This is a genomic window from Rhizobium sp. CCGE 510, from assembly GCF_000292525.1.
GTDB lineage: Bacteria > Pseudomonadota > Alphaproteobacteria > Rhizobiales > Rhizobiaceae > Rhizobium.
The window spans coordinates 236,096-259,810 of record NZ_AEYF01000001.1 but is presented as its reverse complement, the minus strand read 5'-3'; the positions used below and the strand labels follow the sequence as shown (position 1 = coordinate 259,810).

24 protein-coding genes are annotated in these 23,715 nt (G+C 61.3%); 7 read left to right on the top strand and 17 right to left on the bottom strand.

Features of this window, described 5'->3' with window-relative positions:
* Window positions 1-23: 23 nt before the first annotated feature.
* The 5 genes from RCCGE510_RS01275 to RCCGE510_RS01255 all read right to left on the bottom strand — a co-directional run bounded on the left by RCCGE510_RS01275 (window position 24) and on the right by RCCGE510_RS01255 (window position 5,965).
* Window positions 24-854, bottom strand: coding sequence for a transporter substrate-binding domain-containing protein (locus RCCGE510_RS01275; protein ID WP_037077443.1), 831 nt, complete (start codon window positions 852-854; stop codon window positions 24-26).
* Between the two features lie 336 nt (window positions 855-1,190).
* Entirely contained in the window at window positions 1,191-2,033 is an 843-nt protein-coding gene (locus RCCGE510_RS01270) for a polysaccharide deacetylase family protein (protein WP_007626379.1), read from the bottom strand.
* 178 nt (window positions 2,034-2,211) lie between these two features.
* Window positions 2,212-4,095 carry an ABC-F family ATP-binding cassette domain-containing protein gene (locus RCCGE510_RS01265; RefSeq protein ID WP_007626377.1) on the bottom strand — a complete coding sequence of 628 codons (1,884 nt, stop codon included), beginning with the start codon at window positions 4,093-4,095 and terminating at the stop codon, window positions 2,212-2,214.
* A gap of 108 nt (window positions 4,096-4,203) precedes the next feature.
* Complete coding sequence (locus RCCGE510_RS01260; protein WP_007626375.1) at window positions 4,204-5,253, bottom strand: GGDEF domain-containing protein; 1,050 nt, start codon at window positions 5,251-5,253, stop codon at window positions 4,204-4,206.
* A gap of 202 nt (window positions 5,254-5,455) precedes the next feature.
* Window positions 5,456-5,965: a DinB family protein gene (locus RCCGE510_RS01255; protein WP_007626373.1), complete on the bottom strand. Its 510-nt coding sequence runs from the start codon at window positions 5,963-5,965 to the stop codon at window positions 5,456-5,458.
* Window positions 5,966-6,103: 138 nt separating this feature from the next.
* Between RCCGE510_RS01255 and RCCGE510_RS01250 the strand changes: the two genes are divergently transcribed.
* Window positions 6,104-6,793 carry a glutathione S-transferase family protein gene (locus RCCGE510_RS01250; protein ID WP_007626371.1) on the top strand — a complete coding sequence of 230 codons (690 nt, stop codon included), beginning with the start codon at window positions 6,104-6,106 and terminating at the stop codon, window positions 6,791-6,793.
* A gap of 90 nt (window positions 6,794-6,883) precedes the next feature.
* Here RCCGE510_RS01250 and RCCGE510_RS01245 read toward each other — a convergent pair whose 3' ends face one another.
* The gene (locus RCCGE510_RS01245) at window positions 6,884-7,267 is read right to left on the bottom strand and encodes a hypothetical protein (RefSeq protein ID WP_007626370.1); all 384 of its coding nucleotides are present in this window, start codon (window positions 7,265-7,267) and stop codon (window positions 6,884-6,886) included.
* Window positions 7,268-7,752: 485 nt separating this feature from the next.
* Here RCCGE510_RS01245 and ndk point away from each other — a divergent pair, with 485 nt between their 5' ends.
* A complete protein-coding gene (ndk, locus tag RCCGE510_RS01240) occupies window positions 7,753-8,175 on the top strand; it encodes a nucleoside-diphosphate kinase (RefSeq protein WP_007626369.1) in 423 nt (140 codons plus the stop codon).
* Between the two features lie 72 nt (window positions 8,176-8,247).
* Here the strand turns inward: ndk and RCCGE510_RS01235 are convergent, their stop codons facing one another.
* Window positions 8,248-8,751: a hypothetical protein gene (locus RCCGE510_RS01235; protein ID WP_007626368.1), complete on the bottom strand. Its 504-nt coding sequence runs from the start codon at window positions 8,749-8,751 to the stop codon at window positions 8,248-8,250.
* Window positions 8,730-9,296 (bottom strand): CGNR zinc finger domain-containing protein, encoded by a 567-nt coding sequence (locus RCCGE510_RS01230; protein WP_007626367.1) that lies wholly within the window; start codon window positions 9,294-9,296, stop codon window positions 8,730-8,732. Before RCCGE510_RS01230 ends, RCCGE510_RS01235 begins: the two co-directional genes overlap by 22 nt.
* A gap of 65 nt (window positions 9,297-9,361) precedes the next feature.
* Between RCCGE510_RS01230 and RCCGE510_RS01225 the strand changes: the two genes are divergently transcribed.
* Window positions 9,362-10,258, top strand: a complete 897-nt coding sequence (locus RCCGE510_RS01225) for a branched-chain amino acid ABC transporter permease (RefSeq protein ID WP_007626366.1) — start codon at window positions 9,362-9,364, stop codon at window positions 10,256-10,258.
* 53 nt (window positions 10,259-10,311) lie between these two features.
* Here RCCGE510_RS01225 and RCCGE510_RS01220 read toward each other — a convergent pair whose 3' ends face one another.
* From RCCGE510_RS01220 to RCCGE510_RS01200, 5 genes are all read right to left on the bottom strand, one after another.
* On the bottom strand, window positions 10,312-10,773 hold the full coding sequence (locus RCCGE510_RS01220; RefSeq protein ID WP_007626364.1) for a molybdenum cofactor biosynthesis protein MoaE: 462 nt from the start codon (window positions 10,771-10,773) through the stop codon (window positions 10,312-10,314).
* Window positions 10,774-11,036: 263 nt separating this feature from the next.
* Window positions 11,037-11,291 carry a molybdopterin converting factor subunit 1 gene (moaD, locus tag RCCGE510_RS01215; protein WP_007626362.1) on the bottom strand — a complete coding sequence of 85 codons (255 nt, stop codon included), beginning with the start codon at window positions 11,289-11,291 and terminating at the stop codon, window positions 11,037-11,039.
* Complete coding sequence (pgsA, locus tag RCCGE510_RS01210; RefSeq protein ID WP_007626357.1) at window positions 11,288-11,878, bottom strand: CDP-diacylglycerol--glycerol-3-phosphate 3-phosphatidyltransferase; 591 nt, start codon at window positions 11,876-11,878, stop codon at window positions 11,288-11,290. Before pgsA ends, moaD begins: the two co-directional genes overlap by 4 nt.
* A 209-nt stretch (window positions 11,879-12,087) precedes the next feature.
* The gene (uvrC, locus tag RCCGE510_RS01205; RefSeq protein WP_007626355.1) at window positions 12,088-14,130 is read right to left on the bottom strand and encodes an excinuclease ABC subunit UvrC; all 2,043 of its coding nucleotides are present in this window, start codon (window positions 14,128-14,130) and stop codon (window positions 12,088-12,090) included.
* Window positions 14,127-14,894: an SDR family oxidoreductase gene (locus tag RCCGE510_RS01200; protein WP_007626353.1), complete on the bottom strand. Its 768-nt coding sequence runs from the start codon at window positions 14,892-14,894 to the stop codon at window positions 14,127-14,129. Before RCCGE510_RS01200 ends, uvrC begins: the two co-directional genes overlap by 4 nt.
* A 365-nt stretch (window positions 14,895-15,259) precedes the next feature.
* On the opposite strand from RCCGE510_RS01200, the gene RCCGE510_RS01195 reads away from it, so the two are divergent.
* Window positions 15,260-15,895, top strand: a complete 636-nt coding sequence (locus RCCGE510_RS01195) for an outer membrane protein (RefSeq protein ID WP_007626352.1) — start codon at window positions 15,260-15,262, stop codon at window positions 15,893-15,895.
* Between the two features lie 102 nt (window positions 15,896-15,997).
* On the opposite strand, the gene RCCGE510_RS01190 is transcribed toward RCCGE510_RS01195, so the two are convergent.
* On the bottom strand, window positions 15,998-16,594 hold the full coding sequence (locus RCCGE510_RS01190) for a glutathione S-transferase (RefSeq protein WP_007626351.1): 597 nt from the start codon (window positions 16,592-16,594) through the stop codon (window positions 15,998-16,000).
* Window positions 16,595-16,714: 120 nt separating this feature from the next.
* Window positions 16,715-17,584: a 23S rRNA (adenine(2030)-N(6))-methyltransferase RlmJ gene (locus RCCGE510_RS01185; RefSeq protein ID WP_007626350.1), complete on the bottom strand. Its 870-nt coding sequence runs from the start codon at window positions 17,582-17,584 to the stop codon at window positions 16,715-16,717.
* Window positions 17,585-17,600: 16 nt separating this feature from the next.
* On the opposite strand from RCCGE510_RS01185, the gene RCCGE510_RS01180 reads away from it, so the two are divergent.
* The 3 genes from RCCGE510_RS01180 to RCCGE510_RS01170 all read left to right on the top strand — a co-directional run bounded on the left by RCCGE510_RS01180 (window position 17,601) and on the right by RCCGE510_RS01170 (window position 21,742).
* Entirely contained in the window at window positions 17,601-19,805 is a 2,205-nt protein-coding gene (locus tag RCCGE510_RS01180) for a molybdopterin oxidoreductase family protein (protein WP_037077439.1), read from the top strand.
* Window positions 19,802-20,395 carry an NUDIX domain-containing protein gene (locus tag RCCGE510_RS01175; RefSeq protein ID WP_007626347.1) on the top strand — a complete coding sequence of 198 codons (594 nt, stop codon included), beginning with the start codon at window positions 19,802-19,804 and terminating at the stop codon, window positions 20,393-20,395. The genes RCCGE510_RS01180 and RCCGE510_RS01175 overlap by 4 nt, the downstream gene beginning before the upstream one ends.
* A gap of 177 nt (window positions 20,396-20,572) precedes the next feature.
* Complete coding sequence (locus RCCGE510_RS01170) at window positions 20,573-21,742, top strand: alpha-D-ribose 1-methylphosphonate 5-triphosphate diphosphatase (protein ID WP_007626346.1); 1,170 nt, start codon at window positions 20,573-20,575, stop codon at window positions 21,740-21,742.
* A gap of 14 nt (window positions 21,743-21,756) precedes the next feature.
* Here the strand turns inward: RCCGE510_RS01170 and purN are convergent, their stop codons facing one another.
* Both purN and purM read right to left on the bottom strand, forming a co-directional pair.
* Entirely contained in the window at window positions 21,757-22,428 is a 672-nt protein-coding gene (gene purN / locus RCCGE510_RS01165; protein ID WP_007626345.1) for a phosphoribosylglycinamide formyltransferase, read from the bottom strand.
* Window positions 22,425-23,498, bottom strand: a complete 1,074-nt coding sequence (purM, locus tag RCCGE510_RS01160) for a phosphoribosylformylglycinamidine cyclo-ligase (protein WP_007626344.1) — start codon at window positions 23,496-23,498, stop codon at window positions 22,425-22,427. The genes purN and purM overlap by 4 nt, the downstream gene beginning before the upstream one ends.
* Window positions 23,499-23,715 lie beyond the last annotated feature (217 nt).

Here is a 23,715-nt window from a genome sequence, read left to right as displayed (position 1 = left end):
CGATCTACCATGCGTCCCCCGTCTTATTTGCTGGCTGACAGGGTCTTGCGCTCCTGCTCGAGGTATTCGGTGTTGCTGAGCCTGTTTGCCTTGGCAAACTCGAGCAGCTTTCCGGAGGTATGAAGCTGCCGGATCGTCGTATCGAGTGCCTCGGCCGTTTCCTTTTCACCTTTTCGAACCCAGATGACGGAATCGGAAGGGATCAGTTCCGTCGGGAAGAGAATGGCGTAGTCCTTCCAATCCTCAGGGCGATCCTGCAGCAGCAGGCCGAGGGTTGCGCCGACATGCACCGCCACGACGCAATTGCCACCCTGCAGCGCCAGCAGCGACTCCGGCTGGCTCGGCAAGCCTTTTACCTCGGCACCATATTTTTCGATAAGCGGCTGCGTGTAGTTCGACCCTTGCGAAACGCAGACCGGCTTTCCCTTGAGATCTGCCCAGTCCTTCAGGCCGCTGTCCTTGCGTCCGACGGCGGCGCCGCCGCTGCGGTCGTATGGCGTCGGCACCCAGTCGAGGACTTTGGCGCGATCTTCGGTGTATTGCATGTTGGCAATCAGAATATCGACTTTGCCCTGCTGGAGAAATTGCACCCGGTTCGGCGGCGTCACGGTGACCGTTTCGAGTTTGACGCCAAGATCGTCGGCCAGCGCTTTTGCGATATCGAGATTGTATCCCTTCTGCGTTTGCGATGTCGGATCGATATAGCCAAACGGCGCGCCGGACAGGATGACGCCGACGGTGAGGGCGCCGCGGGCCTTAATGCGATCGAGCGTGGCATCAGCGAATGCATGCGTTGCCGCCAGCAGCGAAATCGACATGGCGAAAAGCGCCTTTGGTAGAACCTTACGTGACATGTTTCAGCTCCATTTGTGAAAACAAGGAAAGAAAAAAGGACGGAACGACAATTCATGCCCCGAGCAATTGCAGCGCTCTTTTGGTCGGGGCCGGACTGTCGACATCCGCGACTGCCCGAAGGGCGAGAAAGGCATCGGTGACCGGGGAGAGAGAGAAGGACCGCTCTTTCTCGCAAAAGATCATTATTACAATGGGGTTTATAGATTTTATTTTTTTAAATCTGCGCGCACCTTGAAAAATCCTCCGCGCAGGAGGCTGTCGATTGGTAATCAGATCTTGACGCCCACCGGAGCATGATGCCGAAAGTGTGAGCGGTTTTTAGACGACATGCTGTTCTAGCGGGTCGTCACCAAATCGGCCGAGGCGACGAGGTTGTTCGGTGCCTGCGTCTTCTTGAATTTCAGCATCACGACCTTGTAGCCTTCTGTTTCGAGTTCCGAAAGCAGGGTCGGAAGCATCGTTGCCGTGCGCTTGTGGATGTCATGCATCAGGATGATGCCGCGGCCACGCTTGTGCAGCAGGTCCATCGTCCGCTGCGTCACGGAGGCCGGCGTTACGGCAAAATAGTCCTTGCTGTCGATATCGACATCCATGACCACCATATCGCGCATGGCGATTGCGGCACGCAGTCTGTGGCTCTCGGCAAGATAGGGGAATCGGAAGAAGGAGACGTCGGTTCCCGTCGCCTTGGTCACCGCCAATTCGCCCTTGATCACCTCGGCCATCGCTGCGTCGAAATCAAGCGAACTCAGGTCGGCGTGATCATAGGTGTGGCTGCCGATCGTGTTGCCATCCTCGGCGACCTTACGGGCCAGCGCCGGGTGCAATTCGGCCATTTCGCCGACCATCATGAAAGCGCCCTTGACGCCGAACTGGTCGAGGATCGCCAGCACCTTGTCGGTCCGGCCCGGGATCGGACCGTCGTCGAAGCTCAGGATCACTTCCTTGTCCTGCAGCTTGAGATCGGCGAGCGAGGAAACCTCGAGCGTTCGTCCAGCCAGATGGTGCCAGCCGCTCATGCGCGGCGCCGCATCGTCGCCGGCATAGCCAAGCTTCCGGCCCTCGGGCGCAATCACCGAAGAGGTTTTGATCGACGTATCCGGTGCCTGTTTGGTGGTGCTGCAAGCAGACAGGGCGGCCGTAAGGGCCATGCAGGTCAGTATGAAAAAACGATACATCGAAAGGGCTCAACAAATCAGTAACGAATGTTGAGACAACCTTTCGAATTATGGTTAACGATTGGTTGATGGTGGCCGGAATTGTGCCGATCCGCGGCACTTCGCCACGCTTTCGCTGGAGCATGATGCCGAAAAGTGTGAGCGGTTTTCGGGCGACATCATGCTCTGAGGAATGTGGCTATCCCGCCATCGCCTCTTCGTATTCGGCCGAAAGCATCAGCCAGTCTTCCTCTGCGGCAACCAGTTTTGCCGCGGCCTCGCCGCGCTGCTTTACCTTATCGGCGGCCTTGGCCGGCGTTTTCTCGTAAAGGGCGGGATTTGCAAGTTCCGCGTCAAGCGCCTGAATCTGTTTCTCCAGCTTCGCCGTCAAGGATTCGATTTCGTTGATCTTTTTCCTGAGCGGCGTCAGCGAGGCGCGACGTTCGGCATTGAGCTTGCGCTGGTCGGCCTTCGACGTCGCATCTTCAGTTAGCTGCGGCTTTTCTTCTTTTTTTTTACCTGAACTGACGATGAGGTCGCGATATTCGTCCATATCGCCTTCGAAGGTCGTGACCGTGCCGCCATTGACCAGCCACAGCCGGTCGACCGTCGCTTCGATCAGATGACGATCGTGCGAGATCAGGATGACGGCGCCTTCATAGTCGTTCAGCGCCTCGATCAGCGCTCGGCGGCTGTCGATATCGAGATGGTTTGTGGGTTCGTCGAGGATCAGCAGATTGGGCGCATTGAAGGCGGCAAGCCCCATCAGCAGGCGAGCCTTTTCGCCGCCGGAAAGATCCTTGGCGGCGGTCGCCATCTTCTCTGTGGCAAGCCCCATCTGGGCGACGCGGGCGCGCACCTTGGGCTCCGGCGCGCCGGGCATCAGCCGGCGTACATGCTCCACCGGCGATTGCTCGGGAATGAGGTCGTCGAGCTGATGCTGTGCGAAAAAGCCGATCTTCAGGCTCGGCGCCAGCTTCACTTCGCCGCTCTCGGGTGCAAGTCTCCCTGAGATGAATTTGGCGAAGGTCGATTTGCCGTTACCGTTCGAACCGAGCAGGGCAATGCGGTCGTCATTGTCGATGCGCAGGTTGAGGTTCTTCAGGATCGGATTGCCGGGCTCGTAGCCGACGGCGCCGCTCTGGATCGCGACGATCGGCGAGGCCGGCTGCTTTTCCGGCTCGGGAAAAGTGATCGGCTGCACGTGATCCTCGATCACCGCGGCGACCGTACCCATGCGCTCGAGCGCCTTGACGCGCGATTGCGCCTGTCGGGCCTTGGAAGCCTTGGCCTTGAAGCGATCGATGAAGCCCTGCAGATGTTTGCGGGCTGCGTCGTTCTTGGCCTTGGCCTTGGTCTGCAGCTCGTCGGCTTCCGCCTTCTGCCGCTCGAACTGGTCGTAACCGCCGCGATAGAAGGTCAGCTTCTTCTGGTCGAGATGGACGATCGCATTGACCGCATTGTTCAACAGGTCGCGGTCGTGGCTGATGATGATGACGGTGTGCGGATAGCGCCGGACATAGTCTTCCAGCCACAGCGTGCCTTCGAGGTCGAGATAGTTTGTGGGTTCGTCGAGCAGCAGCAGATCCGGCTCCGAAAACAGCACGGCGGCAAGGGCGACGCGCATGCGCCAGCCGCCGGAGAAAGAGGAGGCGGGGCGGGCTTGCGCCTCTTGGTCGAAGCCGAGGCCGGCAAGAATGCTCGCCGCGCGCGCTTCAGCCGAATGCGCGTCGATATCGACGAGGCGCATCTGGATTTCGGCAATGCGGTGCGGATCGGTCGCCGTCTCCGCCTCGGCAACGAGGGCCGCGCGTTCCTTGTCGGCTGAAAGCACGATCTCGATCAGGGCGTCCTCGGTCGCCGGCGCTTCCTGCGCCACCTGGCCGATACGTGCGGCCTTCGGGATCGACACCGATCCAGTCTCCGAGCCGAGATCGCCGGTGATGACGCGAAACAGCGTCGACTTGCCGGCGCCGTTGCGCCCGACAAGCCCCGCCTTCGTGCCCGAAGGCAGCGAAATGCTGGCATTGTCGAGAAGCAGGCGCCCTGCGATGCGGGCGGAAATATCGGTGAGCGTGATCATGGCCGGCGTTTTGGCCGAAAGCGCCCGCCAAGGCAAGAGCACTTGTTGCGCGGCCGTCCCGTCCGGCAGCAAGAATGCCTGCCCTGCGGCCGCGTGTCGTCCGCGGTTTCAGTGTCCGAAAGCCTGCACCGGCCGTCGCGGGTTGGATTGCGCAGCGAGAAGCGCCACCCGGGCATTGGCCTGCAACTGGCCGGGCGTTGTCGCATCGGCGCTGAGTGCCAAGCCGATCGAGATGGTCAACCTGCCGCGATCGGCGTTGTCTGATGTCGCGAAAACCAGATTGTCCTCGACGGAGGCGCGCAACCGCTCGGCGATCGTCATGGCATCCTGCATGCCGACATTGGAAAACAGCAGCGCGAATTCGTCAGCCTCAATGCGGGCGACGAAGTCGTTCTTCTTGACCGATTTGCGGAAAAGCCCGGCGAGCTTCTTCAGCAGCTTGTTGCCTGCCTGGGCGCCGTATCTTTCATTGAGATCGGAAAAATTGTCGATATCGACCATAACAAGCGCGCTGCCGGCGAAACCCTCTTCACGCTCATAGAGATCGGCTATCTCCCGGTTCAGCGCGATGCGGTTCGGAAGCCCGGTGATCCTGTCGGCGATGGCCGCCGATTGCATCGCCGAAATGCCGCGTTCCAGCGTTTCCAGCCTCTTGATGTCATCCTGCAGCTTAGCCGCGATCTCCGTCTCCGCCGACAGCACCGTCGCAAGTGAGGCGGTGAGGTAGTCGACTTCGCTGAGAAAGGCGGCAAGGCTCTGGTCGTTGTGGCCGGAAACCGATTTCAGGATCGTGCCGCTGGCGCGTGCAAAGGCGTCCTTGTGCCGCAATCCTTCGGCAAGCCTGTCCGCTACCTCGCGCAGCATCCGGCTCGCCTCGTTGCGCGACGTCTCGCCGGCCAGCCCGCAATGGCCGACGAGGCGGTATTTCAATCCGAGTGCGTCGAGCATCGCCTGTTGTGGCTGCGGTCCGAGTGCTGCGATATCCTGCGCAAGACCGGCATTGAGCCCGATAATCGCCTCGTGGAAGAGTTCGTAGTTGCGCGGCAAGGCGGCGACATTCAGGCGCGCGAGGTGCTGGGCGATCTTCTGAATGTCGGCCATCGGCGCCGGGCGCACCGCCTCGCGCGGCACCAATGCGTTTGCGCTTGCATTCTGCATGACAATCCCTCGCGGCCGGGCGTTTTCCCTTCATTCCGCTATGCGCGCAAGCTTTTAAGAGAGACTGAATTTTTGCGCGAAGAGCGCCGGGTTTGTGATGGAACCGGCAAAGGCGGTTAATGCTGTCTTGAGAACATGATGCCGAAAGCGCGAGCGGGTTCAGATGGCATCCTGTTCTAATTTTTCAATTTGGAAGGTTGCCTCACATCCACTCGCGGCCTTCGCCGCGCAGGAAGTAGATGAGATCGAGACTGAGGCTCGGCTTGCCGAGCGCCGTCAGCGTCATGTGGCACTGGCCGCGATGATGGGTCTGGTGGTTGAAGAGATGCGTGAGCGCCGGCGACAATGGCTGGGTCATCTCGATCGGCTGCGTCACCGGCACATAGGTGAAGTCGGCGGCAAGGGCTTTCTCATCCAACATGCCGGTCCAGGCAATGATACGCTCGTCCTCCGCCGTGCGTGCCGTTGCAAGCGCATCGAATTCCTCGAAGAGCACGGCATCAAGTGTCGCCGGCGCGTCGCCGGTGCCGGTGAAGCGCTTCATCCATATCCGGTCGGCGACGAGCAGATGATTGAGCGTGCGGTGCAGCGACCCAAAGAAGGCGCCGCGGTCGCTGCGGAATTCCGCGTCGCTGAGTTCAGCCGCCGCCTTATAAACTTGGGCGTTTGCCCAGCGGTTATAAGCAGCAAACATCCTGAAATGTCGGAGCATTCGGTCCTCCCCGTGTCCTGTCGGCAATTTAGCCCGTTTCCCCAGAAATCGCAGTGATGGCGCCATGAAATTTCCTGATTTGATCGCCGGTGTTTTCTGTCGTGGAATGGTCAGAGTTGAGACCTCGAAAGGACCGTCATGACCCGAGCCCTCTATTCCCTATGCGGCGCCGACGAACGACGCTTCTTCTCGCCCCATTGCTGGAAGGCGGTGATGGCGCTGGCGCATAAAGGGCTGGATTTCGAGGAGATCCCGACGACCTATGCCCGCATCTGCGCAATCGGCGGCGGCGTCTCGCAGACCGTGCCCGTCCTCGACGACAACGGCCGGCTGGTCTCCGACAGTTTCGATATCGCCCTCTATCTGGAGGAGGCCTATCCTGAGCGGCCGTCGCTATTTGGCGGCGAGGGTGGCAAAGCGCTGTCGCGCATGGTCGAAGGCTATTCGCAGATGATCGTCCATCCGGCGATCATGCGGATCGCCCTTCTCGACATTCATGCGAACCTCGACGACGGAGATAAGACCTATTTCCGCGAGAGCCGTGAGGTCAGGCTCGGCAAGCCGCTGGAGGTGATTGCCGCCGACAGCGAAGCCGAGAAGGCCGCCTTCGGCGCCAAGCTGGAGCCGCTCCGGCACATGCTGAAATTCCAGCCCTTCATCGGCGGGCAGACGCCGCTCTTTGCCGATTACATCGTCTTCGGCGCGCTGCAATGGCTGCGCGTCTCCGCCGGCCTCGCCATGCTGGCCGCCGACGATCCCGTCATGACCTGGTTCGAGCGCTGCCTCGATCTCCATGAAAGCCGCGGCCGGACTGTGACAGCGGCGTGAGATTGCGGTGGCGGGCATCAAATGATGCGGGGGCTAAAGCTTCATTGGCGTTCAGGCTGGCGCCGCATCATCAACGCGGATCTGGGGGCGTTAGCGCAGCGGGCTAGGCCTTCCGAAGGCACGGCCTACCATCGATAGGATGGCGTTTGCTGCCGAAGCGACAATGGAAGGTTTTCGAACGATGGGAGGCAGCCTCATTTCCAACCGCTGCTGAGGTGTGAGCGATACGGTATCGACGAGGGTCCACGCATCGCCGGTGGCAACATCTATCAATCCGAGATCTGCTGCCGCTTTGACGACGTCCTCATCTGCAAGGCCTACACCAGTAACGCGGCCTCCTTCTGCAGCCATAGTGGTCAAAAGCTTATCGATTTCCTGCGAATATGACACCTTGCTTCCCCCAGCACCCCACAACCCCAGCGCACCAAGTAACAGCTTGTGAAATGCTCGTAAATCGCAGGTAGCGTTGGTCATTAGAAAGAGACCAAAAATGGTCTGCCAGTTGCGACAAGATTGATGCTCTGGCTTATTTGCTCGATGAGAGGATTCAATACTTAACGACTAAGAGAATAACTTTTTTGGCTCGTTTCGAACGAAAGTAGAATTTCCATAAGTACGCTCGTAGCGGTGCAGTTAGTCTCCCGTCGCCAAGTTTCCCGAGGGTTGCGTGCGACGCTGTGGGGCCGCTAGGGTCGCGGCTGTCCCTTGGTTGCACTCGCACGTGGCGGAAGCTCGTTGCCGCGCCTACATAGCCTTCAGGGCGCGGCGGTTTCCGTTGCCATTCGATCTTGGGCGAAGTGCCATTCGAATTTGCGCGCTGCAGCTACGCATGCCGCGATCGTCACCAAACCCGCAACAGCACTGTGACAGCGGCGTGAAATTGCCGTCGACCTCTTGTTTTCGGGCGGTGGGGCGGGTAAAGACCGCCCACTTTTCCCGAGAAAACAAAGGATTTGACTATGGCGATTGAACGCACCTTCTCGATGATCAAGCCGGATGCAACCAAGCGCAACCTGACGGGCGCCATCACCAAGATGCTCGAAGATGCCGGCCTGCGCGTCGTCGCCTCCAAGCGCGTCTGGATGAGCCGCCGCGAAGCCGAAGGCTTCTACGCCGTTCACAAGGAGCGTCCTTTCTTCGGCGAACTCGTCGAAGGCATGATCTCCGGCCCGACCGTCGTTCAGGTTCTGGAAGGCGAAGGCGCCATCCTCAAGAACCGCGAAATCATGGGCGCGACCAACCCGGCAAACGCTGATGAAGGCACGATCCGCAAGGTTCACGCCCTGTCGATCGGCGAAAACTCGGTTCACGGCTCGGATGCTCCGGAAACGGCTGCCCAGGAAATCAAGTATTGGTTCTCTGATACCGAAGTCGTCGGCTGAGGCCACGCTTCGGCATTGCGCAGCAATGCCTTGAATTGACTCTTGAAAGCCGGGGCCTCGCTCCGGCTTTTTCTATGCCGGGCACTTGTCGGTATTCGAAAAATCAACGCTGCCGTCCGGCTTGAAGACCTCCGGGTTCTTGTCATAAAGCGCGCCGAGGACGAGCGGCTTGCTCGGCAGCACGGTCTGGTCGAGGTCGGAGCGGAATTGCGTCTTCAACTCCTGCAGCAGCTTGCCGTCCTTGTCGACCAGCCGGACACTGACGGAATAGGGACGGTCCTTGCGCACGCAGTGCAGTTTTTCGCTCTGCAGCGCGATCTTGTCGTCGATCGGATAGATCTTCTGGTTCAGCACCAGCGGATCGCCTCCTTGAGGATTTTCGAATTCGGCGATGATGACCGAGCCGTCGGGAATGGGACCCGTCTTCTTCAGCGTCAGCAGATAGGTGGCGCTCGCCACCCGATAGTTGAAGACGAAAAGATGGCCGGTGACTTCGACCAGGTTTTCCGCCTGGCGCTGGCAGGCAGACAGCAGAAGGCCAATTGTTGCTGCTGTCAGGATGAGATGTTTCCCCATGGCGTCTCCTCCTCCTTCTTGCGGCGATAGTGCCGGTTCGCCTTGGCGCGGTTGCCGCAGATCGCCATGTCGCACCAGGCGCGGCTCCTGTTCTTGCTGCGGTCGACGAACAGCCAGCCGCAATTGCCGCAGATTTTCATCCGCTCCGGATCCGGCATGGCGATCAGCCGCAGCACCGAATGCGCGGTCGCCGCAGCCAGACTGCCGGGGCTTGTCTCGCGCAGCACCTTCGCCAGCGCGTTTAGTAGCCCGGCCAGCAATTGGTCGTTGCCGCCATCCAGTATACGCTTGCGGAAATAGCGGTCGATTGCTTCCCGCAACGCGATGAAATCCGTTTCGTTTTCCGCCGCCACCGGGACGATATCGCCGAAGAGGGCGCGTTCGGCGCAGAATTCGGCCGCGGCGCGCGGAAAGTCCCGCATCTGGTCGCGGACTGCGAAGCGGTCGGTTCGCCGCGCTGCATCGTGGCGCAGAATGACGCTGTTGGCGACATCGAGCGCCAGTGCGCCGCCGGCAAAGCGGTGAGGGGTCCAGGAAAAGCTCATGGTGAAATTATAACTGACGAAATGGGTTTTACCAGTTATAATTTCGGCGACGCGGAGTGTCCGGAATGGCCTATCTTCTGCAGCAGCTGGCGAATGCGGTTCCGCTCGCTGCTCTTTATGCCGCGCTCGCCTTCGGCTACGCCGTCGCTTTCGGCGTGACGAAGCGGGCCGATATCACCTATGGGGCGATATTCGCCTTCGCAGGCCAGATCCTGCTGCTCTTCACCGAGTTCGCCTATGTCAAGTTTTGGCTGGTGCTGCCGGCGGCGCTTGCCGTCGGCGCCGGCGCCTCCATCGTCTATTCGCTGGGGGCGGGTCTGTGGATCGGCAGATCGATCATGTTGCCGCTGGTCAGCAAATCGCCGAATACGGTGATTGTCGCCGCCCTCGGCGTCATGATCGTGCTGATGGAAACGGCCAGGCTTGCCGCCAATACCCGCGCTATCTGGCTGCCGCCGTTCCTGAACGACACGGTGATCTTCTGGAGCGACGGCTCATTCAAGGTGACGCTCACCTATATCCAGTTGATCGATACGGCGCTGATGGCAGCCATCGTCGCTGTCGGGACGCTGATCCTCAGGCGCACCGCCTGGGGCCGTGTCTGGCGCGCCGTCACCGACGATCCGTTGGCCGCCGAGCTTTGCGGCACCAGCGCCAACCGCGTCTTCCTCGTCGCTTATGCGGCAGCCAGCCTCGTCGCCGCGAGCTGCGGTATCCTCGCCACCTTCTATTACGGTACCATGGATTTCGGCGCCGGCCTGATGTTCGGTCTGAAGGTGCTGCTGATTGCAGCTGCCGGCGGCTATTCCGATCCGCTGCGCTCGGCGGGCGGCGCCGCCGGGCTCGCGGTCGTCGAAACCATGTGGGGCGCGTACGGCCCGTTGGTCTGGCGGGATCTGGTCGTCTTCTCGCTGCTCGTCCTAATGCTGGTCATGAGCCGCAGAGAGCGCGTGGTGCTTTAAAGGCGCATGATGTTTTCCGAAAACCGCTCACACTTTTCGGCACCATGCTCTGATCACTTCCACTTGTCGCGTGCCGCGTCGTCGGCGTCTCTCGCCGCGACCCAGTCGCCACTGGCGCCATTCCTACCGTGTTCCTTCTTCCAGAAGGGGGCTGCGGTCTTCAGGAAATCCATCACGAAATTGGCGCCGTCGAACGCCGCCTGCCGGTGCGGCGCGGCTGCAATGACGAGCACGATATTCTCGCCCACGGCGATCTTGCCGTAACGGTGGATGGCGGTGAGGCCGAGAAGTCCGAAACGGGCAATGGCGAGATCGCCGATGCGGGCCATCTCGGCTTCGGCCATGCCGGGATAATGCTCGAGTTCGAGCGCCGAGAGCGACCCGCCGTCATCGCGGCAGAGGCCGGAGAAGGTCACGACTGCGCCGATGCCGGGTTTGCCCTTGGAGAGGCGGTCGACTTCGGTCTGAAGGTCGAAGTCTTCGCGTTGGACGCGGATGGTAGGGGTGATGATCACCACAGGGACCTCCGCTGCTTTGATGCGACTGCAAAGAATACGGAAAGGGCGTGCCGCGGAAGCCCCCCTCTGGCCTGCCGGCCATCTCCCCCACAGGTGGGGAGATCACAAGTGGCGCGCTCTTCCTGCCTATATCGCGTTTCGTCGGACTGAACCGCGGATTGTTTTGAGGAGCCGGTCGCCCCCAGCCAATCTCCCTCCTTGGTGGGGGAGATGTCCGGCAGGACAGAGGGGGGTAGCGACACGGCACCACCATCACTGTCTCACCCCCCCGTCATCGGCGGAAATATCCCGATCTCCCGCGCGCCCGAAATCGGCTCGTCATGCTCGACATGTTCCATGTCGAGCGCCACGCGGATCACCTCGGGGTATTGAAGTGCGGTCTCATATTCTTCGCCCAGCGTCTTCAAATGATTCAAGAGATCGGTAACGGTGACGACGGAGGAGGGGAGGTCTATCTCCTCTTCGTCTTTGCCGATGCGCTCGCGCACCCATGCGAAATAGACAAGCCGCGTCATTCCTCGTTATCCACGATATGTTTCACCCCGGCGCGGAAGTAGTCGTAGCCGGTATAGATGGTCAGCAGCGCGGCGACCCATAACAGCGCAATGCCGGTCTGGGTCGTATAGGGGAAAACCTCGTCGCCGGCCGGGCCGGCGAGCAGGAAGGCGATGGCGACGAGCTGCAGCGTCGTCTTCCACTTGGCGATCCGCGTCACCGGTACGCTGACCTTCAACGCCGCCAGATATTCGCGCAAACCGGAAACCAGGATCTCGCGGCAGAGAATGGTGATCGCCGCCCAGATCGACCAGCCGGCAATCGTCTGGTCGGCGGCGACCAGCAGCAGGATCGAGGCGACCAGCAGTTTGTCGGCGATCGGATCGAGCATGCGGCCGATATTCGACGTCTGGTTCCAGATGCGTGCAAGATAGCCGTCGAGGAAATCGGTGATCGAGGCGATGACGAAGATCCACAGCGCCACCCAGCGCGCCGTGTTGCTGATCGACAGCTTACCCTCGATGAAGAAGCAGAGAACGATCAGCGGTACGGCGAGGATACGGCCGTAGGTCAGAAGATTGGGAATGCTGTACGCACGCGATGCCATGGGATCGTTTCTCTGAATTGATGCGCTGCTACAGCACTGCGCGTCTTCTCGCGCAAGAACGCTGTAACACTTTGAATAGACGCATCCTGCTTTCCTGATATCGAGTCCGATTTTCGAGCCGACACGGTAGATGACGGCTTTGGCCGCGGACCGTCAACATTCTTTCTGTCTTTCCACCGCCTTTGCGTGGAATTTGCGACGGACGCCGGTTATTTCGCGGCGTCGTCGTGGAAATGGTTATAGACCTGCTTGGCGACGGCTTCCGATATGCCTTCGACCGCCATCAGGTCGGAAAGGGCGGCGCGCGAAACCGCCTTCGCCGTGCCGAAATGCTGAAGCAGCGCGCGTTTGCGCGATGGGCCGATGCCGCCGATCTCGTCGAGCGGGTTCTTGATCATTTCCTTTTTGCGCCGTGCCCGGTGCGAGCCGATCGCGAAACGATGCGCCTCGTCGCGCATGCGCTGGACGAAATAGAGCACCGGATCGCGCGGCGGCAGCGTAAAACTCTCGCGTCCCGGCGGGAAGAAGCGCTCGCGCCCGGCATCCCGGTCGACACCCTTGGCGATGCCGATCGCCGTCACGCTGTCGGTGATGCCGAGCTCGGTAAGGATGGCGCGTACCGCGGTCATCTGCCCCTGGCCGCCGTCGATCAGGATCACATCGGGCCAGGCCGGGAAGGGCATGTCGGCGGCGTCGGAAACCGCGGTCTGCGCCGTCCGGTCGGGAATGCCTTCATCCTTGATCAGCCGCGAGAAGCGCCGCGTCATCACCTCTTTCATCATGCCGAAGTCGTCGCCGGGGGTGATGTCGGTCGATTTGATGTTGAACTTGCGGTACTGGTTCTTGACGAAACCTTCCGGCCCCGCGACCACCATGCCGCCGACGGCATTGGTGCCCATGATATGCGAGTTGTCGTAGATCTCGATGCGCTGCGGTGTGTAGGCAAGCCCGAACGTGTCCTTGAAACCTTCGAGCAGCCGCGATTGCGACGCCGTCTCGGCGAGCTTTCGCCCATGCGCCTCGCGCGCATTGCCGACGACATGATCGACCAGATCGCGCTTCTCGCCGCGCTGCGGCACCAGGATCGAAACCTTGTGAGCCGCCTTCTGGCTGAGGGCTGCCGCGAGCAGCTCCATCTCCTCGATCGTTTCCGACAGCATGATCTGCTTCGGCACCGGCTTGTCGTCGTAGAACTGGGCGAGGAAGGCATTCAGCACCTCGGCGCCGGAAAGCTGCGGATCGGCCTTGGGGAAATAGGCGCGGTTGCCCCAGTTTTGACCGGTGCGGAAGAAGAACACCTGGATGCAGGAAATGCCGCCCTCGTGGTGGATGGCGAAAACATCCGCCTCCTCGACCCCGGCTGGATTGATGCCTTGGTGGCTCTGCACATGCGAAAGTGCTGCCAGGCGATCGCGATAGATCGCCGCCCGCTCGAAGTCGAGGTCTTCAGCCGCCTGGTTCATGGCCTCGGCCATATGCGACTTCACCTTCTGGCTCTTGCCGGAGAGGAAGTCTTTCGCCTCCTGCACCAGTTCGCCGTAACCACCGTCGCTGACCTCGTGGGTGCACGGCCCGGAACAGCGCTTGATCTGGTAGAGCAGGCAGGGGCGGGTTCGCGTTTCGAAGACGCTGTCGGTGCAGGTGCGGATCAGGAAGGCGCGCTGCAGCGAATTGATCGTCCGCCCGACCGCGCCGGCCGAAGCGAAAGGTCCGAAATAGTCACCCTTTCGCGCTCTCGCACCACGATGCTTGAAAATGGCAGGCGCCCGATGGTCGCCGGTGATGAGGATATAGGGGAAGGACTTGTCGTCCCGCAGCAGCACGTTAAAGCGCGGCCGCAAGCGCTTGATCAGATTCGCTTCCAGGAGCAGCGCTTCGGTTTCCGTGCGCGTCGTCACGAATTCCATATTCGCTGTCTGCCGCACCATCTGGGCGATGCGGTTGGAATGCACGCGGCCGACGGCGTAATTGCCGACGCGCTTCTTCAGGCTGCGCGCCTTGCCGACATAAAGCACGTCGCCCTCGGCATTGAACATGCGGTAGACGCCGGGGCTGTTCGGCAGCCGCTTGACGAATTCGCCGATCAGTTCCGCGCCGATGAGCCCGGTCTCGTTGACGCTGCCCGCGTTCCAGTCGACCGCAGTGGCAAGCGGGGCGGCGGCGGAAACGTCGCCTTCCACCTCGATATCGTCTTCGCTCTCATCCGCATCGTCGTAGAGAACGCCGCCATCCGGCAGCTTTCGTCCGTTCATTCCGTAATCTCCGCCACATCGGGCGTCTGCCAGGCGAGGTGCTGGCCGCCGTCGAGGGCAATCATCTGGCCGGTGATCGAGGGCGTCTCGAAGAGAAAGCGAATCGTCTGTCCGAACTCGCCGAATCCCGGCCCCGCTTTCATGATAAGCCCGTCGATCTGAGCCTGGAAGTCCTCTTCCGACTGTCGGGCACTGCGCACCGTCGGACCGGGGCCGATGGCGTTGACGCGCAGCTTCGGCGCAAAGGTCTGCGCCATCGTCTGCGTCGCCGTCCAGAGTGCGGCCTTCGAAAGCGTGTAGGAATAGAAGCCGGGATTGAGCGCCCAGACCCGCTGGTCGATGATATTGACGATCAGTCCGTTCGCATCGTCCGGCAGCTGTTCGGCAAAGGCCGCAACGAGAATCGAAGGCGCCCGCACGTGGATGTCGAAATGCTGCGCCCATGCCGTCGCATCGAAACTGCGGGCCGAATCCTGGCGGAAAACCGATGCGTTGTTGACGAGCAGATCGAGGTGGCCGATCGCCTCGGACGCCTTTCTGACAAGCGCGCTTGTTTCGCCGATATCGGTAAGGTCGGCCTCGAGCGCGATCGCCCGATATCCCTTCTGCCGCAATTCCGCCGCCAGATCTTCGGCTTCACCGATGGAGCCGTTCGCGTGGATCGCGACGGAAAAGCCATTTGCAGCAAGGTCTTCGGCGATTGCCCGGCCTATTCTTTTGGCGGCCCCAGTTACAAGGGCCGAGCGAAGTCTTTTGTGGTTCAAAATCCTGCCTTCTGATCCCGCGAGTCTGTCTGCTGACTATATAGGCGCGGGCGGAGATTATATAAATAGGCCGTTGCGGTTGCGTCTGTGGGCGGGATATTCTATGTATTATTTAAGAATACGATTTATTAAAATAGGTATTTTAAGATTAACTCTTCGGTATGGTTAATGAAGTGTATGTTGCGTCAAAGCAACATCGAATTTCGGCCATGCGGCAGCCACAATGATATCACAATTTGGCTCTTTCAAATCCGCATTTGAGTTCCAATTTCAGTCTCGATCCGGAAGGGACATCTGGCAATATCCCGCCAATGCTTCACTGATAGACAGATGGCAAGCGAAGCGGGACTGAAAGGAGACTAAGTATGCGTGTACTCATTGCTGGCCTCATGGCCTCCATTTTTGCAATTGCGGGCGTCTCGGCAGCTCAGGCGGCCGATGCCGTCGACCAGATTCCGGAAGCACCGGTCGCCCAGGACGCTCCGGTCAAGCAGGCCGGTAGCTGGGAAGGCTTTTACCTCGGCGGTGCCGGCACCTACAACATGGGTGACTTCGGTTCCGACCGCCACACCTATGGTTTCGGCGGCCAGGTGTTCACCGGCTACAACTGGCAGCAGGGCCAGATCGTTTACGGCGTTGAATCCGATCTCGGCTACAGCGGCGACGACGTTTCCTCTGGCGGCGTCAAGAACAAGTATGGCTGGAACGGCTCCGTCCGTGGCCGCGTCGGCTACGACATGAACCCCTTCCTGCTCTACGGTACGGCCGGTCTTGCCCTCGGCAACGTCAAGGTTTCCGACGGCACCTCGGACGAAAGCAAGACGAACTACGGCTATACGGTCGGTGCCGGCGTCGAAGCCTTCGTGACCAACAACATCACGACGCGCTTGGAATATCGCTACACCGACTACCAGAGCAAGGATTACAACCTCGACTCCGGCAGCTTCTCGCGCGGTTACGACGAAAACAGCGTCAAGCTCGGTATCGGCGTCAAGTTCTAAGCCGAACAGAACCATCCAAGCATGGAGAAGCCGGGCACATCGCCCGGCTTTTTACTGCTCGCTTGTTGTGCCAGGCGCCCAAGCCTTACGATCCGACTGCTCTCAGCCCTGGGCCTTGAGTTCGTTATGGGCGGGGAATTTCTTGTCGAACTGCCGCAGCCAGTCGATCAGCGGCGCATGATCGGCTTCCCACTGGTCCTTGAAGCGCAGGTCGAGATAATCGAGCGTCGCGGCCAGGGCAAAATGCCCACCATTCAGCTTCTTGCCGGGTTTCGGCGGATTGGCGCTGAGGTGAGCGAGCCCGCTCGTCGCCTTCCTCCATTGCCGATCGATCCAGGGCTGGTGGATCTTTTCCGCGTCGCGGAAGCGCCGCTCGTAGATGATGGCGAGCAGGCAGTCGCAGATGCCGTCGCAGAGCGCCTCGAGGACTTCCGCATCCGTGCGTTTGCTCTTCTTGGAGGGGTAGAGCTTGCCCTTCGTCAGCCGGTCGAAATAATGCATGATCGCCACGCTGTCGTATACCGACACTCCGTCATCGGTCAGCAGAGTCGGGATCTTGCCGAGCGGATTGTTGTCCACCAGGATCGCCGGTCCGGTATTGGTGTCGACCCGGATGGCGCTCACCTTCAGGCCGAGAAAATGCGCGGCCATCCGCACCTTGTTGGAATAGGGCGAGGCGGGGGAACAAAGCAGCTTCATGGGGTACCTGATCAGATTGTGGCCTACGGGCGGATTATTCCCGAAGCTAGCGCATAACCCCGAAAATCGGAATCGATTTCCAGAAAGGATTATGCGCAAATTTAAGATTCTGGTGCCTGGTCAATCGTCCTTGACCGCCTTGGTCTCGCCGCGCAGCCAGAAGGCCCGGTGCGAGGCGAAACGGTCTTGCGCCAGATGGTCCTTCAATGCCGGCAGCAATTGGTGCAGCTCGTCCTTCAGCGTGAAGGGCGGGTTGACGATGACGAGGCCGGAGCCGGTCAATCCGGTGATGCCGCGGTCGCTGCGGACAATGAGTTCGGCGCAGAGCATTTTCGGGATGTCGAGCGCCTGCAGCGCCTCGTGGAATTCCTTGATCGGCGCCCCCTTCTTCAGCGGATACCATAGGCAATAGGTGCCGCCGGGAAAACGGCGATAGGCCCTTTCCAGTCCCTCGGCCAGGCGCTGATATTCGTCCTCTTCCTCGAAGGGCGGATCGACGAGCACGATGCCGCGTTTCTCCTTCGGCGGCAGATGCGCGCCGAGCGCCAGCCAGCCGTCGAGCTCGGTGATGCGGGCGTGGTGATCGCCCTCGAACAGCCGATGCAGCCTGACGAAATCCTCGGGATGCAGTTCCATTGCCGACAACCGGTCCTGCGACCGGAACAGCAGGCGCGCCAGTTTCGGCGATCCGGGATAGAAACGGATGCCGCCCTCGGGGTTGAGTTCGCGGACGGCTGTGAGGTAGGGCTCCAGCAGTTCGGAAACCTGAGGTCCGAGATCGGCCTCCATCAGCTTGCCGATGCCATCGAGCCATTCGCCGGTTTTCTGCGCTTCTTCCAAGGAGAGGTCGTAGAGGCCGATGCCGGCATGCGTGTCGAGCACGCGGAACCCGCCATCCTTTTTCTGCATGTAACGGATCAGCCGCGTCAGCACGACATGTTTCAGCACATCGGCAAAGTTGCCCGCGTGATAGATGTGGCGGTAGTTCATTTTCGCTGATGTCCGTATGAATTCGCGTCATGGGAAATTTTTGTGGCTTTTGGCCGTGCAAGCCTTGGAATATACAAATGCCATGAACATTGCGACCCCCATCCACGCCAAATCCCCGAAGCCGGACAACAGGGTGGGCCACACGGCCTGTCCGCATGACTGTCCCTCCACCTGCGCGCTGGAGGTCGAGATATCGGAGGATGGCCGCATCGGCCGTGTGCGCGGCGCGAATGACCATTCCTACACCTCGGGCGTCATCTGCGCCAAGGTCGCCCGTTATGCCGAGCGGCTCTACCATCCCGACCGCCTGATGCATCCCTTGCGCCGCGCCGGCGCCAAGGGGGCAGGGCAGTGGCAGCAGATTTCCTGGGATGATGCGCTCGATGAGATCGCCGAAGCCTTCGTGAAGGCTGAGGCAAGGAACGGCAGCGAGGCGATCTGGCCCTATTTCTACGCCGGCACCATGGGCTGGGTGCAGCGCGATTCGATCGATCGCCTGCGCCATGCCAAGCGCTATTCCGGCTTCTTCTCTTCGATCTGCACCAACCCGGCCTGGACCGGCTTCACCATGGCGACCGGCACGCTGCGCGGTCCCGACCCGCGCGAGATGGGCCGCACCGATTGCGTCGTCATCTGGGGCACCAACGCGGTCTCGACGCAGGTCAACGTGATGACCCACGCGATCAGGTCGCGCAAGGAGCGCGGCGCCAAGATCGTCGTCATCGACATTTACGACAATCCGACGATGAAGCAGGCCGACATGGCCTTGATCGTCAGGCCGGGCACCGATGCGGCACTGGCCTGCGCCGTCATGCACATAGCCTTCCGCGACGGCCATGCCGACCGTGGCTATATGGCGCGATATGCCGATGATCCCGCAGGTCTCGAAGCGCATCTGAAAACCCGGACGCCGCAATGGGCAGCAGACATCACCGGCCTGTCGGTCGAGGAGATCGAAGCCTTCGGCCGCCTCGTCGGCACGACGAAAAAGACCTTCTTTCGCCTCGGCTACGGCTTCACCCGCCAACGCAACGGCGCGGTCGCCATGCATGCGGCCGCCTCGATCGCCACCGTTCTCGGCTCCTGGCAATATGAGGGCGGCGGCGCCTTCCATTCGAATAGCGATATCTTCCGCATGAACAATGCGGAGTTGACTGGCCGGTCGATGAAGGATGCCGATATCCGCATGCTCGATCAGTCGCAGATCGGCCGCGTGCTGACCGGCGATGCTGTGGCGCTGCGCCATCGCGGCCCGGTGACGGCAATGCTGATCCAGAACACCAACCCGGCAAACATCGCCCCCGAGCAGCGCCTCGTCAGGCGCGGCTTTGCCCGCGATGATCTCTTCGTCGCCGTGCACGAGCAGTTCATGACCGAGACGGCTGATATCGCCGACATCGTCATCCCGGCGACGATGTTCGTCGAGCATGACGATATCTACCGGGCCGGTGGCCAGAACCACATCCTGCTCGGGCCGAAGCTGGTCGAACCACCGCCAACCGTGCGCACCAATCTCTTCGTCATCGAGGAACTGGCCAAACGTCTCGGCGTCGCCGATCGACCCGGCTTCGGCTTCACTGCCCGCGAAATGGTGGATCGGGTTCTCGAATCGAGCGGCCTGCCGGATTACGACCATTTCCTCGAACACAAATGGTTCGACCGCCAGCCGGCTTTCGAGGAGGCGCATTATCTGAATGGCTTTGCGCATGCGGATGGCAAGTTTCATTTCCGCCCGGACTGGATCGATCAGCCAGCGCCGAACAAGCCGCCGGCGGCGATCGGCGCGCTCGGGCCGCATGCCGAGCTTCCGGCTTTCCCCGATCAGGTCGATGTCATCGAAGTCGCCGATCGCGAACACCCCTTTCGTCTCGCCACCTCGCCCGCCCGCAATTTTCTGAATTCGAGCTTCTCCGAGACCAAGACCTCGCGTCAGAAGGAAGGCCGCCCCGAGGTGATGATCAATCCCGCCGACGCCGAAGCCAGTAGCATCGCCCATGGCGATCTCGTCCGCATCGGCAACAGCCGCGGCGATCTGCGCATCCATGCCCGCGTCACCACCGAGGTGAAGCCTGGCGTGTTGATCGCCGAGGGCCTCTGGCCGAACAAGGCGCATGTCGATGGCGAGGGTATCAACGTGCTCACAGGCGCCGACCCGGTCGCGCCCTATGGCGGGGCGGCCGTGCATGATAACAAGGTCTGGCTTCGCAGGGACGCAGCATGATGCAGCCGAAATCACGGGTGAAGATCGTCAGCGAGGAAACGCTGTCGAATGGGTGGACAAAGCTGAGCAGCTATCTGCTCGATTATATCGACCGCAGGGGCGCGACCCAGCGCTTGAAGCGGGAGGTCTATCACCGCACGCCCGCCGCCTGCATTCTGCTTTATGATCCGAAACGCGATCTCGTCGTTCTCGTCCGCCAGTTCCGCCTTGCCGTGCATATGAACGGCGACCCCGCCTGGGTGATCGAGGTGCCGGCTGGCCTTCTCGACGACGACCATCCCGAAACAGCGATCCGTCGCGAGGCAATGGAGGAAACCGGCTATCGCCTGCGCGATGCGCGGTTCCTCTTCAAATCCTATACCTCACCGGGTGCCGTCACCGAAGTCGTCCACTTCTTCGCAGCCTTGGTCGACACCGCCGACCGCGTGGCGGAAGGCGGAGGCCTGGATGAAGAACACGAGGATATCGAGGTCCTCGAAATCCCGCTCGACGCAGCTGCGGCGATGATCGAAACCGGCGAGATCTTCGACGTCAAGACGATCGTGCTGCTGCAATGGGCCATCTTGAACAGGGCAGGGCTGACGGCCTGATTGCCGTCTTTGCTCGGGTGCACGGAGAGTGTTATCTGCGGGGCGCGCGCCGCGGATGGTTTTCAAAGTGCAAGTTTCCGCTTTAAGGTGAGCGCGCTCGAAATTTCATACGGCTGTCACGAAGCGGTTCTATCCGCTGCGGTCTGTCAATCATCGGATGCGGTCAGGAGAAAGCCCATGTGGCTCTGCAATTTCACCCTCGTTCTCCCAAACGAGGTAGTGAGTGAAGGTTCCGTGCGTGTTGAGGACGGCGTCATTGCCGAGATCAGGCCGGAGCCGGTTGCCGGGGCGGCCATCGATGGCGGCGGGCGGCTGCTGATGCCGGGATTCGTCGACCTGCACGGCGACATGATCGAACGCGAGATCGCGCCGCGGCCGAACGCGACGATGCCGATCGATTTCGGCATCCACGAGCTCGACAAGAAGCTTGCCGCCGCCGGTGTCACCACGGCCTTTGCCGCCGTCTCCTTTGCCACCGAAAGCGTCTACGGCCACGTCCGCTCGTTGGAGACCACTTCGGCGGTGATCGAAGGCATCAACCGCCTGCGCGACAATCTGCTGATCGACCACCGCGTCCACGCCCGCTACGAAATCACCAATGTCGGCGCCGCTGCCGCACTCGAGCGCCTGCTGAATGCCGATCAGATCGACATGGTTTCGCTCACCGACCACACGCCGGGCCAGGGTCAGTACAACAACCTGCAAAGCTACATCCTCAGCATTTCCGAGCGCCGCGCCGTCTCCGAGGAAATGGCCGCCGAGATCGTCGCCAAGCGCATCGCCATGCGCAATAACCCTGAAATCGAGGCCAAGCTGAAGGAGATCGTCGCGCTGTCGCTGAAGCACAAGCTGTCGCTTGCCTCGCATGACGATGACAGCGTCGAAAAAGTCGCCGAAATGCACGATCTCGGCGTCACCATCAGCGAGTTTCCGGTGACAGCGCCCGCCGCGGAAGAGGCGCGCCGCCGCGGTCTCTGGACCCTGATGGGTGCCCCGAATGCGCTGCGCGGCCAGTCGATGTCGGGCAACCTCAGCGCCCTCGATGCCGCAAAGGCAGGCCTGCTCAGCGTCATCGCCGCCGATTATCATCCGGCCGCCTTCGTGCCCGGCGTCTTCAAGCTCGCCGACATGGTGGAGGGCGGCCTGCCTTCAGCCGTCGCCATGGCGACCGGCAATGCCGCCCGCTCCGCCGGCCTCTCGGACCGAGGCGAAATCGCCCTCGGCCAGCGCGCCGATCTGGTCGTGGTCGAGCCCGGCGACATCAACCGCATCCGCGCCACCTTCCGCGCCGGCCGCTTCGTCTACAGCGACGGCACGCTGCATCCGTTGCGGGTGTTGGCGGCTTAATACACCGGCGCGCTCTAAGCGCGGTCGCCGATCAGCGAGATGAGTTGGGCGTTGGGCGCGATGGCCGAAGCCTCGGCGCCGACGGCCTTGCCGCCTTCCATTGTCACTCGGCCTTCGGCAAAAAGCCGCAGCCCTTGCGGATAGATCTGGTGCTCGACGGTGAGCACGCGCGAGGCGAGGCTTTCGGCCGTATCGCCTGTGAGAACAGGGACGGCCGCCTGGCCGATCACCGGTCCTTCGTCCATGCCTTCGGTGACGAAATGCACGGTGCAGCCAGCGATCCGCATGCCGGCGTCGATGGTGCGCTGATGTGTATGCAGGCCTGGAAACAGCGGCAGCAGGGAAGGGTGGATGTTGAGCATCCGGCCTTGATAACGCTGGATGAAGGTGGGCGTCAGCAGCCGCATGTAACCTGCTAGGCAGAGGATGTCGGGAGAAAGCGTGTCGAGTGCGGCAAAGATCGCCGCCTCATGCGCTTCCTTGCTGCCATAATCCTTGCGCGGAAAGGCGAAGGTGGCGATGCCTTCCGCGGCGGCCTTGGAAAGTCCACCGGCATCCGCCTTGTCTGAAATCACCCCGACGATCTCGGCCGGATAGTCAGCGGCCTTTGCCGCCGCAACCAGCGCCATCATGTTCGAGCCGCCGCCGGATATGAAGACGACGACGCGTTTGCGCTTCGCGCTCATATGGCAAGCGTGCCCTTGTAGACCGTGCCGGCAGCACCCTCGTTGCGGGCGATCATGCGGCCGAGCGTGACCACAGTCTCGCCCTCGGCTTCGAGGGCGGCGGAAACGGCAGCGACATTCTCGCCGGCGACGACGGCGATCATGCCGACGCCGCAGTTGAAGGTGCGCAGCATTTCATTCGCTTCGACGCCGCCCGTCTTGGCGAGCCAGGAAAACACCTTGGGAACCTTGACGGCGGCAAGATCGATCTCAGCCGCCAGATGCTTCGGCAGCACGCGCGGAATATTTTCCGGGAAGCCGCCGCCGGTGATGTGCGCCAGCGCCTTGATGGCGCCGGTTTCGCGGATCACCGTCAGAAGCGGCTTCACATAGATGCGGGTCGGCTCCAGCAGGGCCTCGCCGAGCTTCTTGCCGTCGGCGAATGGCGCCGGCGCATCCCAGTCGAGACCGGAGAGTTCGACGATCTTGCGCACCAGCGAAAAACCGTTGGAATGCACGCCGGAGGAGGCAAGGCCGAGGATCACGTCGCCCTCGGCGATATCGCCGGAGGGAAGCAGCTTGCCGCGTTCGGCAGCACCGACGGCGAAACCGGCGAGATCGTAATCGCCGGAGGAATACATGCCGGGCATCTCGGCCGTCTCGCCGCCGATCAGCGCGCAGCCCGCCTGCCGGCAGCCGGCGGCGATGCCGCCGACGATGGCCGCGCCCTGGTCTGGGTCGAGCTTGCCGGTGGCGAAATAATCGAGGAAGAACAGCGGCTCGGCGCCCTGCACGACGAGATCGTTGACGCACATGGCGACGAGGTCGATGCCGACAGTGTCGTGGTAATCGGCATCGATGGCGATCTTCAGCTTGGTGCCGACGCCGTCATTGGCGGCAACCAGAACCGGATCGGTAAAACCTGCAGCCTTGAGATCGAACAGCCCGCCGAAGCCGCCGATCTCGCCGTCGGCGCCAGGGCGGCGCGTCGAGCGCACCGCCGGCTTGATCTTCTCGACGAGGAGGTTGCCGGCATCGATATCGACGCCCGCATCGCTGTATGTCAGGCCGTTTTTCCCAGACTGGCTCATGCTGGTCTCCGATGGCTATTTCTGGCGGCAGACGCGCCGCGTCATCTGCCGGTCGCAATTGCATGACAGGGGGCTTTATGCAAGCGCCGCATGGCAAAAGCCCCCAATTTCCCGCGTCTTCCCCGAGGCTTTCCGGGATTTGGCGCGGCAGGGTTGACCATCTTTGCGCCTGCATCCTATGTGCTGAATGGCCGCTTCGGTTCGGATGCGGCGTTTG

What these genes read in the sequence shown, in the direction of transcription:
- RCCGE510_RS01270 (WP_007626379.1), bottom strand. Translation starts at nt 2,033, where the DNA reads ATGTATCGTTTTTTCATACTGACCTGCATGGCCCTTACGGCCGCCCTG.
- RCCGE510_RS01255 (WP_007626373.1), bottom strand. Translation starts at nt 5,965, where the DNA reads ATGCTCCGACATTTCAGGATGTTTGCTGCTTATAACCGCTGGGCAAAC.
- RCCGE510_RS01180 (WP_037077439.1), top strand. Translation starts at nt 17,601, where the DNA reads ATGAATTCGCGTCATGGGAAATTTTTGTGGCTTTTGGCCGTGCAAGCC.
- moaD (WP_007626362.1), bottom strand. Translation starts at nt 11,291, where the DNA reads ATGACGCGGCTTGTCTATTTCGCATGGGTGCGCGAGCGCATCGGCAAA.
- purM (WP_007626344.1), bottom strand. Translation starts at nt 23,498, where the DNA reads ATGAGCCAGTCTGGGAAAAACGGCCTGACATACAGCGATGCGGGCGTC.
- RCCGE510_RS01170 (WP_007626346.1), top strand. Translation starts at nt 20,573, where the DNA reads ATGTGGCTCTGCAATTTCACCCTCGTTCTCCCAAACGAGGTAGTGAGT.
- RCCGE510_RS01245 (WP_007626370.1), bottom strand. Translation starts at nt 7,267, where the DNA reads ATGACCAACGCTACCTGCGATTTACGAGCATTTCACAAGCTGTTACTT.
- pgsA (WP_007626357.1), bottom strand. Translation starts at nt 11,878, where the DNA reads ATGGCATCGCGTGCGTACAGCATTCCCAATCTTCTGACCTACGGCCGT.
- ndk (WP_007626369.1), top strand. Translation starts at nt 7,753, where the DNA reads ATGGCGATTGAACGCACCTTCTCGATGATCAAGCCGGATGCAACCAAG.
- uvrC (WP_007626355.1), bottom strand. Translation starts at nt 14,130, where the DNA reads ATGAACGGACGAAAGCTGCCGGATGGCGGCGTTCTCTACGACGATGCG.
- RCCGE510_RS01225 (WP_007626366.1), top strand. Translation starts at nt 9,362, where the DNA reads ATGGCCTATCTTCTGCAGCAGCTGGCGAATGCGGTTCCGCTCGCTGCT.
- RCCGE510_RS01235 (WP_007626368.1), bottom strand. Translation starts at nt 8,751, where the DNA reads ATGGGGAAACATCTCATCCTGACAGCAGCAACAATTGGCCTTCTGCTG.
- purN (WP_007626345.1), bottom strand. Translation starts at nt 22,428, where the DNA reads ATGAGCGCGAAGCGCAAACGCGTCGTCGTCTTCATATCCGGCGGCGGC.
- RCCGE510_RS01175 (WP_007626347.1), top strand. Translation starts at nt 19,802, where the DNA reads ATGATGCAGCCGAAATCACGGGTGAAGATCGTCAGCGAGGAAACGCTG.
- RCCGE510_RS01195 (WP_007626352.1), top strand. Translation starts at nt 15,260, where the DNA reads ATGCGTGTACTCATTGCTGGCCTCATGGCCTCCATTTTTGCAATTGCG.
- RCCGE510_RS01275 (WP_037077443.1), bottom strand. Translation starts at nt 854, where the DNA reads ATGTCACGTAAGGTTCTACCAAAGGCGCTTTTCGCCATGTCGATTTCG.
- RCCGE510_RS01260 (WP_007626375.1), bottom strand. Translation starts at nt 5,253, where the DNA reads ATGCAGAATGCAAGCGCAAACGCATTGGTGCCGCGCGAGGCGGTGCGC.
- RCCGE510_RS01230 (WP_007626367.1), bottom strand. Translation starts at nt 9,296, where the DNA reads ATGAGCTTTTCCTGGACCCCTCACCGCTTTGCCGGCGGCGCACTGGCG.
- RCCGE510_RS01250 (WP_007626371.1), top strand. Translation starts at nt 6,104, where the DNA reads ATGACCCGAGCCCTCTATTCCCTATGCGGCGCCGACGAACGACGCTTC.
- RCCGE510_RS01185 (WP_007626350.1), bottom strand. Translation starts at nt 17,584, where the DNA reads ATGAACTACCGCCACATCTATCACGCGGGCAACTTTGCCGATGTGCTG.
- RCCGE510_RS01190 (WP_007626351.1), bottom strand. Translation starts at nt 16,594, where the DNA reads ATGAAGCTGCTTTGTTCCCCCGCCTCGCCCTATTCCAACAAGGTGCGG.
- RCCGE510_RS01265 (WP_007626377.1), bottom strand. Translation starts at nt 4,095, where the DNA reads ATGATCACGCTCACCGATATTTCCGCCCGCATCGCAGGGCGCCTGCTT.